At 69.3% G+C, this 16,441-nt stretch carries 15 protein-coding genes; all 15 read left to right on the forward strand.

Features of this window, described 5'->3' with window-relative positions:
* The first annotated feature begins 152 nt into the window (after nt 1-152).
* On the forward strand, nt 153-1,682 hold the full coding sequence (flhF, locus tag AC3DE2_RS17795) for a flagellar biosynthesis GTPase FlhF (RefSeq protein WP_488427239.1): 1,530 nt from the start codon (nt 153-155) through the stop codon (nt 1,680-1,682).
* On the forward strand, nt 1,672-2,550 hold the full coding sequence (locus AC3DE2_RS17800) for a MinD/ParA family protein (protein ID WP_488427240.1): 879 nt from the start codon (nt 1,672-1,674) through the stop codon (nt 2,548-2,550). Before flhF ends, AC3DE2_RS17800 begins: the two co-directional genes overlap by 11 nt.
* Nucleotides 2,547-3,293, forward strand: coding sequence for an RNA polymerase sigma factor FliA (locus AC3DE2_RS17805; RefSeq protein WP_295377321.1), 747 nt, complete (start codon nt 2,547-2,549; stop codon nt 3,291-3,293). Before AC3DE2_RS17800 ends, AC3DE2_RS17805 begins: the two co-directional genes overlap by 4 nt.
* Before the next feature lie 339 nt (nt 3,294-3,632).
* Nucleotides 3,633-4,013: a chemotaxis response regulator CheY gene (gene cheY / locus AC3DE2_RS17810; protein WP_141452861.1), complete on the forward strand. Its 381-nt coding sequence runs from the start codon at nt 3,633-3,635 to the stop codon at nt 4,011-4,013.
* Complete coding sequence (locus tag AC3DE2_RS17815) at nt 4,013-4,624, forward strand: protein phosphatase CheZ (RefSeq protein WP_488427241.1); 612 nt, start codon at nt 4,013-4,015, stop codon at nt 4,622-4,624. Before cheY ends, AC3DE2_RS17815 begins: the two co-directional genes overlap by 1 nt.
* A 38-nt stretch (nt 4,625-4,662) precedes the next feature.
* Nucleotides 4,663-6,504, forward strand: coding sequence for a chemotaxis protein CheA (locus tag AC3DE2_RS17820; RefSeq protein WP_488427242.1), 1,842 nt, complete (start codon nt 4,663-4,665; stop codon nt 6,502-6,504).
* Nucleotides 6,505-6,753: 249 nt separating this feature from the next.
* A complete protein-coding gene (locus tag AC3DE2_RS17825; RefSeq protein WP_295377001.1) occupies nt 6,754-7,494 on the forward strand; it encodes a flagellar motor protein in 741 nt (246 codons plus the stop codon).
* A gap of 12 nt (nt 7,495-7,506) precedes the next feature.
* Nucleotides 7,507-8,475, forward strand: a complete 969-nt coding sequence (gene motD, locus AC3DE2_RS17830; RefSeq protein ID WP_295377004.1) for a flagellar motor protein MotD — start codon at nt 7,507-7,509, stop codon at nt 8,473-8,475.
* The gene (locus tag AC3DE2_RS17835; RefSeq protein WP_295377006.1) at nt 8,475-9,257 is read left to right on the forward strand and encodes a ParA family protein; all 783 of its coding nucleotides are present in this window, start codon (nt 8,475-8,477) and stop codon (nt 9,255-9,257) included. The genes motD and AC3DE2_RS17835 overlap by 1 nt, the downstream gene beginning before the upstream one ends.
* Complete coding sequence (locus tag AC3DE2_RS17840) at nt 9,254-10,456, forward strand: chemotaxis protein CheW (RefSeq protein ID WP_488427243.1); 1,203 nt, start codon at nt 9,254-9,256, stop codon at nt 10,454-10,456. The genes AC3DE2_RS17835 and AC3DE2_RS17840 overlap by 4 nt, the downstream gene beginning before the upstream one ends.
* 266 nt (nt 10,457-10,722) lie before the next feature.
* On the forward strand, nt 10,723-11,034 hold the full coding sequence (locus tag AC3DE2_RS17845; RefSeq protein WP_295377394.1) for an STAS domain-containing protein: 312 nt from the start codon (nt 10,723-10,725) through the stop codon (nt 11,032-11,034).
* Nucleotides 11,031-11,396, forward strand: coding sequence for a response regulator (locus AC3DE2_RS17850; RefSeq protein ID WP_183636985.1), 366 nt, complete (start codon nt 11,031-11,033; stop codon nt 11,394-11,396). Before AC3DE2_RS17845 ends, AC3DE2_RS17850 begins: the two co-directional genes overlap by 4 nt.
* A 57-nt stretch (nt 11,397-11,453) precedes the next feature.
* Complete coding sequence (locus tag AC3DE2_RS17855) at nt 11,454-13,424, forward strand: chemotaxis protein CheA (RefSeq protein ID WP_488427244.1); 1,971 nt, start codon at nt 11,454-11,456, stop codon at nt 13,422-13,424.
* Between the two features lie 145 nt (nt 13,425-13,569).
* Nucleotides 13,570-14,742, forward strand: coding sequence for an OprO/OprP family phosphate-selective porin (locus AC3DE2_RS17860; protein ID WP_488427245.1), 1,173 nt, complete (start codon nt 13,570-13,572; stop codon nt 14,740-14,742).
* A gap of 212 nt (nt 14,743-14,954) precedes the next feature.
* A partial coding sequence (locus AC3DE2_RS17865; RefSeq protein ID WP_488427246.1) for an MCP four helix bundle domain-containing protein occupies nt 14,955-16,441 on the forward strand: 1,487 nt, incomplete at its 3' end.

Raw genomic sequence — 16,441 nt, forward strand, 5'->3', positions numbered from 1 at the left:
GGGATTGGGGATTCGCAGAAGCGGGTTCATGACGGGGATGCAGCAATGAAGACGAACACGACACGACCTAGATGCTCCACCGCTGCGAACGGTTTGCCGTCGCCCTGCTTTACCCAATCCCCAATCCCGAATCCCCAATCCCGGCCCCTAAAATGAAAATCAAACGTTTCGTCGCTCCCGACATGCGCACCGCCTTCGCGCTGGTCCGGCAGGAACAGGGACCGGACGCGGTGATCCTGTCCAACCGGATGACCGACGACGGCGTCGAGATCGTGGCGGCCTCCAACTACGACGAGACCCTGGTGCAGCGGACGCTGGAAGCGATGCGTCCGGCCGCGCCCGCCGAACCGGCGCCGGTGGTTCCGTCGTTCGCGCGTGGCGCGCAGGCGCAGGTTCGAAACGAACCGCCCGCGTCTTCCACTTCCACCGCGCCCGCGCTGTCGCCGGCCGAAGCGGCCGCCGCCTACTTCAGCCGGGTGGCCGCCGCGCCCGCGACCAACGACCCGCAGGCGCCCGTCGCGCCCGTCGCGTCCGTCGTGCCGAGCGCACCCGCCGCGCCGATCGCCGCGTTCGAATCCGAACGCCCCGCCCCGGCCACCTTCGCCGTGGATCCGCAGTCCTTCGCCGCGCGCCTGGCCGCCAGCCTGCCGCCGGTTCCGGTGGACATTCCCGCATCCGCACCCGCCCCCGAGCCGGTGGCCGCCGCGCCTCACGCGGACATGCCGGCCGCGCCGACCCTGAGCGTGGTCGCCGACAACGCCGCGCGCGCCCGCGCCGAGGACGAACAACTGGTGCAGATGCGCGCCGAACTGGCGGCGATGCGCGAAATGATCGAAGGCGAAATGCACCGCCTCACCGACGAGCGCCTGCGCGGTTCGCCGGTGCGCGCGCAGGCGATGGACCTGCTGGACGATTACGGCTTCGATGCCGGCATCACCCGCGACGTCGCCCTGCAGATTCCCGCCGACACCGAACTGCATCGTGGCCGCGGCCTGATGCTGGGCCTGTTGTCGCGCAAGCTGCCGATCCTGCCGCAGGATCCGCTGGAACAGGGCGGCGTGATCGCCCTGGTCGGCCCGACCGGTGCCGGCAAGACCACCACCATCGCCAAGCTGGCGGCGGCCTACGCCGACCGCCACAATCCGCGCGACGTGGCCCTGGTCACCACCGATACCGTGCGCGTCGGCGGCCGCGAACAACTGCACAGCTACGGCCGCCAACTGGGCATCGCCGTGCACGAGGCCGACAGCGACGTGCGCCTGGCGCAGACCCTGGAGCGCCTGCGCGACTACAAGCTGGTGCTGATCGACACCGCCGGCATGGGCCAGCGCGATCGCAACCTGGTCGGCCAGCTCAACTGGCTGCGCGCCGCCGGACAGGCGCATACCCTTCTGGTGCTGCCGGCCAACTCGCATTTCGGCGATCTGGACGAAGTGGTCCGCCGCTTCAGCGGCGCCCAGCCGCACGGCGTGGTGCTGACCAAGGTGGACGAGACCGGCCGGCTCGGCAGCGCCCTGTCCGTCATCGTCGATCACCAGTTGCCGATGGCCTGGATCACCGACGGCCAGCGCGTGCCGGACGACCTGCATCGCGCCAGCGCGCCCAACCTGGTCCTGCGCCTGGATCAACTGCGTCGGGAAGCCGACGAACCCAGCCACGCGGAGACCATCCATGTCGCATGAACACCTGCTGCAGACCAATCCGCGCAGCACCCCGCCGCTGACCGGCGCCTTCCATCCGGTCCGCGTGATCGCGGTGACCGGCGGCAAGGGTGGCGTCGGCAAGACCAATGTGTCGGTCAACCTGGCGGCGTCGCTGGCCGAAATGGGCAAGCGCACCCTGCTGATGGACGCCGACCTCGGCCTGGCCAACGTCGACGTGCTGCTCGGGCTGACCCCCAAGTACACCCTGGCCGATCTGGTCGCCCAACGCTGCCAGTTGGAGGACGTGTTGCTGGAAGGCCCGGAGGGATTGCTGATCGTCCCGGCCTCGTCGGGTTTCCGGCACATGGCCGAACTCTCGCCGGCCGAGCACGTCGGCCTGGTCAACGTGTTCTCCGAACTGCAGCGCGCCCTGGACGTGATGGTGGTGGATACCGCCGCCGGCATCACCGACAGCGTGCTGACCTTCTGCCAGGCCGCGCAGGACACGGTGGTGGTGGTGTGCGACGAGCCCGCCTCGATCACCGACGCCTACGCCCTGATCAAGGTGCTTTCGCGCGAGCGCGGCGTGGACCGCGTGCACGTGATCGCCAACATGGTCCGCGACCCCAACGAGGGCCGCAAGCTGTACGAGAAGCTGGCCCGCGTGTGCGAGCGCTTCCTCGGCGACGTCGCCCTGCACTACCTGGGCGCGGTGCCGCAGGATGACTGGCTGCGCCGCGCGGTGCAGCGCCAGCAGGCGGTGGTGAAGGCGTATCCGGGCAGTCCGTCCGCGCGCGCCATCAACGAAATCGCCCGGGTCGCCGCACGCTGGCAGCCGCCGTCCGGCGCCCGCGGCAACGTCGAGTTCTTCGTCGAACGCATGATCAACCGGAGCGTGCCTGCATGAGTACCGGCGCCGCCCAATACCGTGCCGTCCAGAAAGCGGCGGCCACCGACTTCGTCACGGTGCACGCGGACCTGGTCCGCCGCATCGCCCACCACCTGGCCGCGCGCCTGCCCGCCAGCGTGGAGGTCGACGACCTGATCCAGGCCGGCATGATCGGCCTGCTCGAAGCCTCGCGCAGCTACGACGCCGAACAGGGCGCCTCGTTCGAGACCTTCGCCTCGATCCGCATCCGCGGCTCGATGATCGACGAGATCCGCCGCGGCGACTGGGTACCGCGCTCGGTGCACCGGCGCGCCCGCCAGGCCGCGGCCACCGTGCGCGAGATCGAGCAGCGCACCGGCCGCGCCGCCATCGCCACCGAAGTGGCGTCGGCGATGGAGATGCCGCTGCCCGAGTACCTGCGCCTGCTTGAGGACGCCGCCCGCGGCCAGGTGCTGAGCCTGGAATCGCACATCGAGGACCACGGCGAACCGCAGACCGCGGTCACCGGCGGCCCCAGCCCGCAGCAGCAGCTCGAACGCGGCGAGTTCCGCCAGTCGCTGATCAAGGCCATCGGCCAGTTGCCCGAACGCGAGCAGTTGGTGCTGTCGATGTACTACGAGCAGGAGCTCAACCTGAAGGAAATCGGCGCGGTGCTCGGCGTCAGCGAATCGCGCGTCTGCCAGATCCACGGCCAGGCCATGCTGCGCCTGCGCGGCCGGCTGAATGTATTCGAGAGCGTGGACGCCGGGCTGGAGGATTGAGCCGGGATTGGGGCTTGGGCGGGGATTGGGGATTGGGGAGTCGAGATTGGAAGAGCCCCCTTTGGAAAAGGGGGCGGGCGCCCGCGGAGCGGGCGACCGGGATTGACCCGCCATTCGGCGGTTGAAAAGCGCTTGCTTTTGGCGCCAAAAGCAAATCCCCCTCAATCCCCCTTTTGCAAAGGGGGAGGCAAAGCAAAAGCTCTTGCGAATCCCCAATCCCCAATCCCCGCCCAAGCCTCCAATCCCGACCCAAAAGTTTCCCCGCTTCCTGCCGATAAGGTCCTCGAGACCACCCTTGCCCTGCTTCACCCGGAGCCTTTCGTGACAGCCAACAAGAACATGCGGATCCTGATCGTGGACGACTTCTCGACGATGCGCCGCATCATCAAGAACCTCCTCAACGATCTGGGCTACACCAATACCGCCGAGGCCGACGACGGCTCCAGCGCGCTGACCGCGCTGGCCCAGGGCAGCTTCGATTTCGTGGTCACCGACTGGAACATGCCGGGCATGACCGGTATCGAACTGCTCAAGGCGATCCGCGCCGACGACCGCTTCAAGACCCTGCCCGTGCTGATGGTCACCGCCGAGGCCAAGCGCGAGCAGATCATCGAGGCTGCGCAGAACGGCGTGAACGGCTACATCATCAAGCCGTTCACCGCGCAGACCCTGGAAGAGAAACTCGGCAAGATTTTCGAACGCCTCGGAGCCGCGGCCTGATGGCGGCGGTCATGGAAGCCGGCAGCGCCCGCGCCGCGCTGGTCGAGCGCCTGCAGCACGCGCTGGACGCGCTGGAACAGGGCGATGAGGCCGGCTGGCGGCGCGAACTGGACACCATCGCCGCCTGGCGCACGCAGCCGATGATGCAGGGCCTGGGCCGGTTGGCCCGCGAGCTCGCGCAGACCCTCGGCGAACTGCCGCCCACCCACGGCGCCGGCGATCTCGACGACGCCTGCGCGCGCCTGGATCACGTGGTCGCGATGACCGAGCAGGCCAGCCACAAGACTCTCGATCTGGCCGAACAGTGCCGCGGCCTGGCCGACCAGCTCAAGGCGACCGCGCTCAGCGCCGAGCAGACCCGGGTGGTGGACGAGATCCGCGCCGGGCTGTCGGAGATGGCGCTGGCGCAGAGCTACCAGGATCTCACCGGCCAGATCATCCGCCGCGTCGCCGGCATCGTCCGCCGCGTGCACGAAGGCTTCGGCGAACTCGGGCTGCCGCCGCCGGAAAAGAAGGACGGCGGCCTGGCCGGCCCCGCCGTCGCCGGCCTGGACAAGAACGCGTTCTCGCAGGATGACGCCGACGACCTGCTGTCGGGCCTGGGCCTCTAGCCGCCCGCCCTCCGCAGCCTCCGCCACCGAGCCGAACCATGTCCGCCGTCACGCCTGAAATCGCCGCCGACTTCCTCATCGAGGCCCAGGAAATCCTGGAACGCCTCGGCGAACAGCTGGTGACGCTGGAGCAGGATCCCGGCGACAGCGGACAGCTCAACGCGGTGTTCCGCGGCTTCCACACGCTCAAGGGCGGCGCCGGTTTCCTCGGCATCCAGGCGATGGTGCACCTGTGCCATGCCGCCGAGGAAGCGCTGGGCATGGTCCGCGCCGGCAAGGCGACCCTGGAGGCGGATCATTTCGACGCCGCCCAGCAATCGCTGGACTGGCTGCAGCGCATGCTCGACGCGGTCGGCGCGGGCGAGGAGCCGCCGCACGCGCCCGCCGCGCTGATCGCCCAGTTCAACGTGGATACCGGCAACGCGCCCGCGGCCCGGGCCGCGCCGCGTCCGGTCGCCGCCGCCGGCGGCGACCTGATCACCGACGACGAGTTCGAAGCCCTGCTCGACCAGTTGCACGGCGGCGGCGCGCCGACCACGGCGCCATCCGCCGGAGGCGATCTGATCAGCGAGGACGAGTTCGAAGCGCTGCTGGATCAATTGCATGGCGGCGCCGTGCCCGGCGCGGCGGTCGTCCCGCCACCGAAGGCCGCGCCGCCGGCGGCCGCGCCACCGCGCCCCGTGGCGCCTTCGCCCGCGCCACCGCGTCCGGCCGCGCGCGCCAGCGAGGCCGAGCAGACCATCCGCGTGGACACCAGGCGACTGGACGCGATCGTCAACCTGGTCGGCGAACTGGTGCTCTCGCGCAATCGCCTGAAGACCCTGCGCGCGCGCCTGCGCGACGAGGAACTGGATCGCGCGGTCAGTGGCCTGGATATCGCCACCGCGCGCCTGCAGAACGCGGTCATGCGCACCCGCATGCAGCCGGTCGGCAAGGTGTTCTCGCGCTTCCCCAAGGTCGCGCGCGACGTCGCCCGCTCGCTGAAGAAGGAAGTGGACCTCGAACTGATCGGCGCGGACACCGAACTGGATCGCAATCTGGTCGAGGCGCTGTCCGATCCGCTCGTGCACCTGGTCCGCAACGCCATCGACCACGGCATCGAACTGCCCGACCTGCGCGAGGCCACCGGCAAGCCGCGCAGCGGCCAGGTGCGGCTGGCGGCGCAGCAGGAAGGCGACTACGTCACCATCGAGATCCGCGACGACGGCGCCGGCATCGATCCCGAACGGCTGCGCGACAAGGCGCTGGAAAAGGGCCTGATCGATCCGGAAGCGGCGGCTCGCCTGTCGCACGACGAATGCCTGCAACTGATTTTCCTGCCGGGCTTTTCCACCAAGGCCGAGATCACCGACATCTCCGGCCGCGGCGTCGGCATGGACGTGGTGCAGTCGCGCATCCGCGAACTCAGCGGACAGATCCAGATCCATTCGCAGCTGGGGCGCGGCAGCCGTTTCCTGATCCGGGTGCCGCTGACCCTGGCGATCCTGCCGACCCTGCTGGTGCAGGCCGGCGACCCGGTCTACGCGCTGCCGCTGGCGCGGGTGATGGAGGTGCTGCATGCACCGGCCTCCAGCCTGCGCTGGTTCGACGGCCAGGCCGTGCTGGACCGGCAATCGAACACGCTGCCGCTGGTCGACCTGCGCCGCTGGCTGGGCGTGGAGGCGATCAAGGCGCCGCTGCTGACCATCGTGGTGTTGCAGATGGGCGACCAGCGCTTCGGCCTGGTAGTCGACCAGGTGCGCGGACGCGAGGAAGTGGTGATCAAGCCATTGCCGCGCGCGGTGCGCGGCCTGCGCGGCTACGCCGGCGCGACCCTGATCGGCGATGGCCGCATGGCCCTGATCCTGGACGTGGACGGCCTGCGCGAAGCGGCCGCGTGACCGTCCCGCTTCCCTTCCCCCGCCCGCGGGGGAAGGTGCCCGAAGAGCCTGCCCCGTACTTGATACGGGGGCGGATGGGGGCGCATGCGACACCCGTGGTGCTGAGCCTGCTCCGCTGATATCCCGCCCCCGACACGAATCCCGGACTTGTCGATTCGTCCCGGCAAGCCGCCCGCGGCCGAAGACCGGGCAGGACCGGATCGCCCCCGCCAACTCAAGTCCGCGCCGCCACGGCCGATACCACCGCATATGGATATCTTCAGCCTCATCGGTCTCATCCTCGCCCTGGTCGCCCTCGTCGGTGGCAGCATCCTCAAGGGTGCCGGCGTGTCGTCGTTGTGGTCCTCGGCGGCCTTCGTCATCGTCATCCTCGGCACCGTCGCCGCGATCCTGGTGCACACGCCACCGGCGGTGTTCAAGCGCGCGGTGTCGATTGCGCGCTGGGTGATCCGCCCCCCCGGCGCCAACCACGATAGCCTGGTGGCGCAGATCGTCGAGTGGAGCAACATCGCCCGCAAGCAGGGCCTGCTGGGGCTGGAACCACTGGTCAACGAACAGAACGATCCGTTCCTGAAGAAGGGCCTGCAGATGCTGGTCGACGGCCTGGAGCCGGAAGCCATCCGGCACATGCTCGAAATCGATCTCAACAGCCAGGAACACCAGGACCTGGCCGCCGCCAAGGTGTTCGAGGCGATGGGCATCTACGCGCCCACGCTGGGCATCATCGGCGCCGTGTTCGGCCTGATCGCGGTGATGAAGAACCTGGCCGACCCGAGCAAGCTGGGCCACGGCATCGCCGCCGCGTTCACCGCCACCATCTACGGCATCGCCTCGGCCAACCTGTTCTTCCTGCCGGTCGCCAGCAAGCTGAAAAGCGTGATCGGCGGACAGAGCCGCGAGCGCGAGATGATCATCGAGGGCCTGATCGCGATTGCCCAGGGCGAGAACCCGCGCAACATCGAATCCAAGCTGGCCGGCTTCCTGCACTGATCGGGCACCCGCATGGCACGCCGGAAATCCCACGAGGAACACGTCAACCACGAGGCCTGGGCCATTCCCTACGCCGATCTGATGACGCTGCTGCTGGCCTTCTTCGTGGTCATGTACGCCATTTCCACCCTCAACGAGGGCAAGTACCGGGTGATGGCCGACGCGCTCACCGCCGCGTTCGGCGGCGCGCCGCGCACCATCAATCCGGTCCAGGTCGGCAACCACCAGTTGCAGGGCGCCGATTTCGATCGCCCCTCGCCGATCAAGTCCGGCGCCAAGCAGGGCCCGTCCGCGCCCTCGCCCGCACCCAACGTCACCCTGCTGGCGGCGATGGCCTCGCAGATGAACATGAGCGTGGACGCCAAGGGCATGCAGAACGCGCACCAGCAACTGGACACCATCGCCGACAACATCGAGAAGGCGCTGGCGCCGCTGGTCGACCAAAAACTGGTGGTGGTGCGCCGCGCCGAGCTGTGGCTGGAAGTGCAGATCAACAGCGACATCCTGTTCGCCACCGGCTCGGCCGCGCTGGAACCGGCCGCGCAGCGCACCGTGTCCAGCCTGGCCGACGTGCTGGCCGGCGTGCCCAACGGCGTGCGGGTGGAGGGGTATACCGACGACCGCCCGATCCGCACGTTCCAGTTCCCTTCCAACTGGGAACTGTCGGCCGCGCGCGCGGCCAGCGTGGTGCACCTGTTCGTGCGCGACGGCATCCCGCCGGAACGGCTGGCGATGATCGGCTACGGCGAGTTCCGTCCGATCGGCGACAACGCCACCGCCGAAGGCCGCAACAGCAACCGCCGGGTGCTGCTGGTGATCCTGGCCAGCGAGGGCGAGCACGCGCCGGGCGGTTCGCTGCCGGCGATTGCCGCCTCGCCCGCCGCGCCGGCCATCGCGCCGACGCCGGTCGAAACACTGACGCCCGCCACGGCCGCCGACGCCGATGCGCTGGCGCCCACCCTTGAAGGAGGATTGAACTGATGCGCGTGTGGGCAATCGCCAACCAGAAGGGCGGCGTGGGCAAGACCACCACCACCCTGGCGCTGGGTCGTGGCCTGGCGATGCGCGGCCACCGCGTGTTGCTGATGGATCTGGATCCACATTCCTCGCTGACCCGCGCCTTCGGCGTGCCGGCCGAACCGGCGCCCGCCGGCGTGCTGGACCTGTTCGACCAGGCCAGCGCGGAACTGGCGCCGCTGGTGCGCGCGACCGGCATCGAGAATCTCTCCTTCGTCGCCGCGCAGACCGCGCTGGCCACGCTGGAACGCCGCAGCGCCACCCAGCCCGGCCTTGGCCTGGCGCTGGCCAACGCACTGGCGCGCGGCGGCCAGGACTACGACTACGTGCTGTTCGATTGCCCGCCCACGCTGGGCCTGCTGATGGTCAACGCGCTGGCCGCCGCCGATCGCGTGATCATCCCCACCCAGACCGAGCCGCTGGCGCTGCACGGCCTGGCCGGCATGTGCCGGACCGTGGACATGATCGAACGTTCGCGCCGCCGTCCGCTGCCGGCCTCCGTGCTGCCCACCCTGCACGACAAGCGCACCCGCACCGGCAACGACACCCTGCGGCAGATGCAGGAAGCCCACGGCGAGCGCGTGTGGGAAGACGCCATTCCCAACGACACCCGCATCTGCAGCGTCGATGAACTGGTCAAGCCGCTGGCGGCGGATCAGTATCCGGGCCGTGGCCTGTCCGCCTATCGGCGCGCGCTCGACTGGCTGCTGAGCAGCGAGCGCGTGCAGATGGAGCAGGCCGCGTGAGCGCGCAGCCGGCGCTCGACGACTACCTGCGGGATCTGCTGGGCGCGGATATCGCGCCCGCGCCCGCGCCGGTGGTCGCCGCGCCGGCCCCGCCGCCGGTGTTGCAGGCGGTGGCGAACCCGCCGCCGATCGATCACGACGCCGACCGAACGCCGGCCACCGTCGCGCTGAGCCTCGTCACGCCCGCCGGGGACGCCGGCGACGGCACGGACGCGTTCGACGCCGAACACGAAGACGTGCTGGAACGCCTGCTCGCCACGACCCGCGGCATCGCCGTGGCCGACGACCCGGACGCCATCCTGGCGCTGCAACGGATGGAAGTCGCGCAGCCCGCCGCCACTCCGGTGGCGTCCGATCCACCCACGCCCCTTCCAGAGACCGGGGAGATCCCGATGACACCCGTCGAGGCGACACCCGCGACGATCGCGCCGCCCGCCGGCGATCTGATCAGCGACGACGAGTTCGAAGCCCTGCTCGATCAACTGCACGGCGGCGCCGCGCCCGGCGCGCGTGCCGCGGATGCCGCGCGCGGGCGGGAGCCGCCTGCGCCGGAACCCGTCGCGCCGGAGCGCGCCGTCGCCGAGCGCGCGGTACCCGAACCCGTCCCTCCCGCGCTGCAGGCCCCTTTCGTTGCGCCCGCGCCCGTCGCCGCGCCGCCGGCGATGCCATCGATGCCGGCGTACGCCAAGCCGGTGTTCGACATGCTCCAGCGTCGCCGCCACGAGGACGACGAGGCCCCGGCCAGTTCCCCGCACGGGGAGCGCCGTCGCGCCAGCGACCGCAGCACCCGCTGGCTGCGCATGCGCTGCGACGAGCAGCACTACGCGCTGGAACTGCTGAAGGTGCAGGAGGTGGTGCTGCCGGCCACCCTGCTGCCGCTGCGCGGCGCCGCCCCGCACATGCTCGGGGTGATGAACCTGCGCGGCCAGGTGGTGCCCGTACTCGACCTGGGCCTGTACCTGGGTCGCGCCGCGATCACCCCGGACAGCCATGTCCGCATCGTGGTGCTGGAGGAGAACGGCGAAATCCTCGGTCTGCGGGTGTCCGCGGTGGAGGACGTCACCTCCCTGAGCGAGCAGCAGATCGAACCGCCCGACAACACCCGCATGTGCCGCATCACCCATCCCCTGTTCCGCGGCGTGGCCCGCCTGTCCGGTCGCACGGTGATCCTGCTGGACGCCTCGGAGTTGCTGAAGTAAGGCGGGGATTGGGGATTGGGGATTCGGGATTCGGGATTAGGGAAAGCTGAGCTTTTCCTCCCCCTTCGAAGAAGGGGGACCGAGGGGGATTTGCTTTTCGCGTGCGTTCCGCCGAATGGCCGGTCAACGGCGCCATGTTCGCCCTCCCGCGGGATCGAGCGGAATCTGCGCCCCATCCGCGACGCGCTTCCCATTTTTTCACGGTGCCGCTCAAGACCTGGCCGCTTCGGCCGATACCTCGCAGGAACCGACCCATCGGAGCGAAGATGAGCGCAGTACCCCTGGGCGCGGACCTCGGCATCGAGGCCGCCAGCGATCTGAAGCAGCAACTGGCGCCGCACCTGGCCCAGCCGCAGCCCCTGCTGCTGGATGCCGGGACCGTGCAGCGCGTGCACACCGCCAGCCTGCAGGTGCTGTGCACCTTCTTCCGCGAACGCGAACAGGCCGGCCGCGCCACCGCCTTCGCCGGCAGCAGCCCCGCCTTCCGCGACGCCGCCCGCCTGCTCGGGCTGGCCGACCGGCTGGGTCTTTCCTCTTCCGACAACAACGATTCGAAAACTGTGGAGAACGCCGCATGAGCGCACGTATTTTGGTGGTGGACGATTCGGCCTCGATGCGCCAGATGGTCGCCTTCGCCCTGACCTCCGCCGGATACGCCGTGGACGAGGCCGAGGATGGCCAGGTCGCCCTGGGACGCGCGCAGGGACAGCGCTTCAACGCCGTGGTCACCGACGTCAACATGCCCAACATGGACGGCATCGCGCTGATTCGCGCCTTGCGCGGCCTGCCCGACTACAAGTTCACCCCGCTGCTGATGCTCACCACCGAGTCGGCCGCCGACAAGAAGGCCGAAGGCAAGGCCGCCGGCGCGACCGGCTGGCTGGTCAAGCCGTTCAATCCCGAACAGCTGGTCGCCACCATCCAGAAAGTCCTGGGCTGATCCGCCCTTTTTCCGACGATTTCCGCCCTCTCCTGACGCCGCCCGGGTTCCGCATCGATGAACATGGACATGCAACGTTTCCACGCCACCTTCTTCGAGGAAAGCCGCGAAGGGCTGGAAGCGATGGAAGCGGGCCTGCTACAGCTGGAACAGGGCAACCGCGACGGCGAACTGATCAACTCGATCTTCCGCGCGGCGCATTCGATCAAGGGCGGCGCGGCCACCTTCGGCTTCGACGCGGTCGCCGGCCTGACCCACGTGCTGGAAACCCTGCTGGATGAACTGCGCGCCGGCAAGCGCGAAGTCGCCACGCCGGCCATCGATGCGATGCTCGCCTCGGTCGACGTGCTGCGCAGCCTGCTGGCGGAAGCCGAGCACGGCCATCCCGCCGATCCCACCGCGGTGAAGGACGTGCACGCGCGCCTGGCCGCGGTGCTGGCCGGCGATGCGGCCCCGGCCGCGGCAGCCACGCCGGCGACGAAGGACGCCCCGCCGGAAGGCTGGCGCATCGGCTTCACCCCGGCGCCGTCGCTGTTCATGACCGGCAACGATCCGCTGCGGATCCTGCGCGAACTCGAACACCTGGCGCCGCTGGAAGTGGCCTGCCGGCTGGACCGCCTGCCCGGCTTCGAACAGATGGATCCGCTGGAAGCCTACCTGGCCTGGGACCTCGGCCTGCTCGGCGCGGTCCCGCGCAACGCGGTCGAGGAAGCCTTCGCCTGGGTCGCCGACGACTGCGAACTGGACATCCAGCCGATTCCCGCCGCGATCGCCGCGCCGCCCGCGCCGTTGGAGGCGATCAGCCTCGCAGCCACCGCGGGCGCACCCGCCGCGCCCGCGCAGGGCGGCAACGATGCCGCCGAAAGCTCCATCCGCGTCAGCGTCGACAAGATCGACGGCCTGATCAACCTGGTCGGCGAACTGGTCATCACCCAGGCCATGCTCAAGCAGGTCTCGGGCCTGCTGGATCCGGCCCAGTGCGAACGCCTGTTCGCAGGCCTGGATCTGCTCGAACGCAATACCCGCGATCTGCAGGAAGCCGTCATCGGCGTGCGCATGCTGCCGGTGGACGCGGTGTTCCGCCGCTTCCCGCGCCTGGTCCGCGATCTGTCCTCGCGGCTGGGCAAGCAGGTGCGCCTGCGCACGATCGGCGAAGGCACCGAACTGGACAAGGGCCTGATCGAACGCATCGCCGATCCGCTGGTCCACCTGGTCCGCAACTCGATTGACCACGGCCTGGAAATGCCCGAAGTCCGCCGCACCGCCGGCAAGGAGGAAACGGGCACGATCACCCTGGCCGCTTCGCACCAGGGCGGCCATATCGTCATCGAAGTCAGCGACGACGGCCGCGGCCTGAACCGCGAGCGGATCCTGGCCAAGGCCGCCGAGCGCGGCGTGCACGTGCCGGACAATCCGACCGATTCGCAGGTCTGGGATCTGATCTTCCAGCCCGGCTTCTCCACCGCCGACGCGGTCACCGATCTGTCCGGACGCGGTGTCGGCATGGACGTGGTCCGCCGCAACATCCAGGCGCTGGGCGGCGAAGTGCAACTGGAAAGCAGTGCCGGCCACGGCACCCGCGTGGTGATCCGGCTGCCGCTGACCCTGGCCATCCTCGACGGCATGACCGTGGCGGTGGGCGAGGAAACCCTGATCCTGCCGCTGGGCTACGTGCTGGAAGCGCTGCAACCGCAGGCCGAGGACGTGCGCACGCTGGCCGGCGAAGGCCGCGTTCTGCGCGTGCGCGGTGAATACCTGCCGTTGCTGTCGCTCAACGATTTCTATTGCTACGGCCATGCGCGCACCGCGCAGCCGCTGGTCGTGGTGGTCGAAGGCGATGGCCAGAAGCTGGCGCTGGAAGTGGACGAACTGCTCGGCCAGCAACAGGTCGTGGTCAAGAACCTCGAGAACAATTACCGGCGCGTGGACGGAATCTCCGGCGCCACCATCCTGGGCGACGGCCGCGTCGCCCTCATCGTCGACGTGGGTGGACTGGTGCGTTCGCTGCGGATGCCGCAAGCCGCCTGATCTGCCGCCTCGTTTTCCATCACCTCCGCGTCCGCGCGCGGCCGCCCCGGCGGCCGTGCCGGGCGCCTGCACGCCAGAACTTCTTCCCGCCATGAAAGCCATCCGGTTCTCCCGCCTTCGCCTCGCCCTTCTCCCGCTGCTGGCCATGTCCGCCGTTCCCGCGTTCGCGGCGGAGGGCGGCGACGCCGCCGCCACGCGGTTCAAACCCTGGCCGCCGCGCATGGTCTTCGCCAACGGCACCGAACTGGCCGCCACCGGCAACTACGCCTACGACGTGAACCGGTTCGACGGCGATGGCTACGGCACCGCCGCCACCGCGCTGGAAGACGACGAGGACTTCCGCCGCAAGGAGTTCGGCGTCAGCCTCAAGCGCAAGGGTGTCTACGATTTCGCCGCCAGCTACGACTTCCATTCCGACACCTGGATGGATGTGGCGCTGCGCGTGGAGACCAAGGCCCTGTTCGGCCGCGATGCCGGCAAGCTGCGGCTGGGCCAGTTCAAGCTGCCGGTGGGCTTCGAGGGCTACACCTCCACCCGCGCCGGCAGCTTCCTGGAAAGCGCGCTGCCCACCCAGGCGTTCTACGAGAGCCGACGCGTCGGCGCCGAATGGGCGTTCGAGCGGCCCGCCTACCTGTGGAACCTGGCCTACTTCTTCGGCAACGATTTGCAGGGAAACAATCCCGGCACCACCCTCGCCGGCCGCCTCGCCTGGACGCCGCGCAAGCAGGCCGGGCACGTGCTGCACCTGGGCCTGTCGGCCTCGGAGGAGCGTCCGCACGGCGAGGTGAACGGGCTTGGCCAGACGATTTTCCCCAGCGTGCGCTGGCGCGCCCGTCCGGAAGCGGCGCTCACCGATGTGCGGCTGGTCGATTCCGGCAGTCTCAACCGGGTGGACCGCATCCGTCGCGAGGGCGCGGAAGCGCTGTGGATCGAAGGCCCGTGGTCCGTGCAGGGCGAATACCTGCGCCAGCACACCGCGCGCGACGCCGGCCTGCCCGGCTACTCGGCGGACGGCTGGTATGTCGCCGGCAGCTGGCTGTTGACCGGCGAATCGCGCACCTACAGCGGTGGCAACGTGTCCAACCCGGTCCCGACGCACGCGCACGGCGCCTGGGAACTGCTGCTGCGCCACAGCCGCATCGATCTGGACAACGACGGCATCCGCGGCGGCCGCGAGAACAACTGGACCCTGGGCGTGAACGCCTACCTCAACCGCTACTTCCGCCTGCAGGCGAACCTGACGCGGGTGGACGCGACCCGCGCCGGACGCACGGCCGATCCGCGCGTGATGCAGGTGCGCGCGCAGTTCTATTTCTGACCGCCGGCAAGGCTGGTGACCGGATCGGCGCTGTATCCACGACCCTGTTCACGATTCCTCGCCACGCATCGGATCGCGGCGCGGGACATCGTCAAGTTCGACCTGTCGCCGCCGCTAGTAACCACATGCAGCAACGGCATGGCATTCCGTCATCGCCGCGCATGGCCACACGGGGAGGCCTGCGTGGTGTACCTCCTGGAGAGAAGCAAGCAATGAACTGGTTCCGCAACCTGCCGATCGCCCGCAAGCTGGCGATGGCCTTCACCGTCACCGTGATCCTCACCGTCCTGCTGGGCGCGCTGTCGCTGTGGCGGCTGTCGGTGTCCAACGCGCAGATGCGCGAGGTCAACGAAAACTGGATGCCCGCGGTCCAGCACCTGGGCGAGATGCGCTCCCAGCTCGGCGAGTTCCGCACCTACGAGCAATCGCAGCTGACCAAGCAGGGCCAGGCCGACGAGATTGCCGACTACGAAAAGAAGCTGGTCGACACCCGCAAGCTGATCGACGCCGAGGAAGCCGCCTACAACGCCATCCCCTCCGAATCATCGGCCAGGGAGGAAGCGATCTACGCGAAGGTGAAGAAGGCGCGCGCCGCCTATTTCGAGGCCCACGATCGCATCTCCGCCGCGGTGGCCGCCGACGACTTCGCCACCGCCCAGGCGATCTCCACCGACGAATCCCGCTTCCTGCGCCGTGAATTGTTCAACCAGCTCAAGGCGCTGTCGCAGTACAACGTGGACAACCTGGCCGCGCAGGTGGCCGCGTCCGAGCGTGCCTACTCGCGCACCGTGCTGGCGATGTGCATCGGCCTGGCCGCCGCGGTGCTGCTGGCGGTGTTCCTGGCCATCGCCATCACCCGTTCGATCACCGGTCCGCTGGGCCAGGTGGTGCGCGCGGTCAACGCCGTGGCGCGCGGCGATCTCTCGGTCAAGGTCGAGCGCGGCCATCGCGACGAACTGGGCCAGATGCTCGCCTCCACCGATGAAATGATGACGATGCTGCGGCGCTTCTCCGAGGAGACCCAGCACATGGTCCGGATGCACGCCGGCGAAAACATCGCGCAGCGGGTGCCGGAGGATTTCCCGGGCGTCTATGGCGACCTGGCTCGCGGCATCAATACGATGATGTTCGAACACCTGGATGCCATCGTCGATGCCATCGCCATCCTCAACCGTTACGCGGTGGGCGATCTCTCGCAGGACGCGCGCCGCCTGCCCGGCCAGCGCGCCATGCTGCATGAGTCGATGGATCGGGCCAAGGCCAGCCTGTCGGCGATCAACGGCGAGATCAAGCGCCTGGCCGCCGCGGCCGCGCTCGGTGACTTCAGCCAGCGCGGCGACGCGCAGCGTTTCGAGCACGATTTCCGGGTGATGATCGACGGTCTGAACGCGATGATGGCGGTCAGCGACACCAACCTGGGCCAGTTGTCCCAGCTGCTCCAGGCCATCGCCCGCGGCGACCTGACCACCCGCATGGACGGCGACTTCCACGGCGTTTTCGCCCGCATGCGCGACGACGCCAACGCCACCGTCGCCCAGCTGACCGACATCGTCAGCCGCATCCAGGACGCCTCCACCGCCATCAACACCGCCGCCGGGGAAATCGCCTCCGGCAACGCCGACCTGTCCCGCCGCACCGAACAGCAGGCCGCCAACCTGGAGGAAACCGCCGCCTCCATGGAAGAGCTCACCTCCACCGT

This window comes from Pseudoxanthomonas sp. 68-E7 (assembly GCF_057773145.1).

What these genes read in the sequence shown, in the direction of transcription:
- AC3DE2_RS17800 (WP_488427240.1), top strand. Translation starts at nt 1,672, where the DNA reads ATGTCGCATGAACACCTGCTGCAGACCAATCCGCGCAGCACCCCGCCG.
- AC3DE2_RS17850 (WP_183636985.1), top strand. Translation starts at nt 11,031, where the DNA reads ATGAGCGCACGTATTTTGGTGGTGGACGATTCGGCCTCGATGCGCCAG.
- AC3DE2_RS17835 (WP_295377006.1), top strand. Translation starts at nt 8,475, where the DNA reads ATGCGCGTGTGGGCAATCGCCAACCAGAAGGGCGGCGTGGGCAAGACC.
- AC3DE2_RS17805 (WP_295377321.1), top strand. Translation starts at nt 2,547, where the DNA reads ATGAGTACCGGCGCCGCCCAATACCGTGCCGTCCAGAAAGCGGCGGCC.
- motD (WP_295377004.1), top strand. Translation starts at nt 7,507, where the DNA reads ATGGCACGCCGGAAATCCCACGAGGAACACGTCAACCACGAGGCCTGG.
- AC3DE2_RS17855 (WP_488427244.1), top strand. Translation starts at nt 11,454, where the DNA reads ATGAACATGGACATGCAACGTTTCCACGCCACCTTCTTCGAGGAAAGC.
- AC3DE2_RS17825 (WP_295377001.1), top strand. Translation starts at nt 6,754, where the DNA reads ATGGATATCTTCAGCCTCATCGGTCTCATCCTCGCCCTGGTCGCCCTC.
- AC3DE2_RS17860 (WP_488427245.1), top strand. Translation starts at nt 13,570, where the DNA reads ATGTCCGCCGTTCCCGCGTTCGCGGCGGAGGGCGGCGACGCCGCCGCC.
- AC3DE2_RS17845 (WP_295377394.1), top strand. Translation starts at nt 10,723, where the DNA reads ATGAGCGCAGTACCCCTGGGCGCGGACCTCGGCATCGAGGCCGCCAGC.
- cheY (WP_141452861.1), top strand. Translation starts at nt 3,633, where the DNA reads ATGCGGATCCTGATCGTGGACGACTTCTCGACGATGCGCCGCATCATC.
- AC3DE2_RS17815 (WP_488427241.1), top strand. Translation starts at nt 4,013, where the DNA reads ATGGCGGCGGTCATGGAAGCCGGCAGCGCCCGCGCCGCGCTGGTCGAG.
- flhF (WP_488427239.1), top strand. Translation starts at nt 153, where the DNA reads ATGAAAATCAAACGTTTCGTCGCTCCCGACATGCGCACCGCCTTCGCG.
- AC3DE2_RS17820 (WP_488427242.1), top strand. Translation starts at nt 4,663, where the DNA reads ATGTCCGCCGTCACGCCTGAAATCGCCGCCGACTTCCTCATCGAGGCC.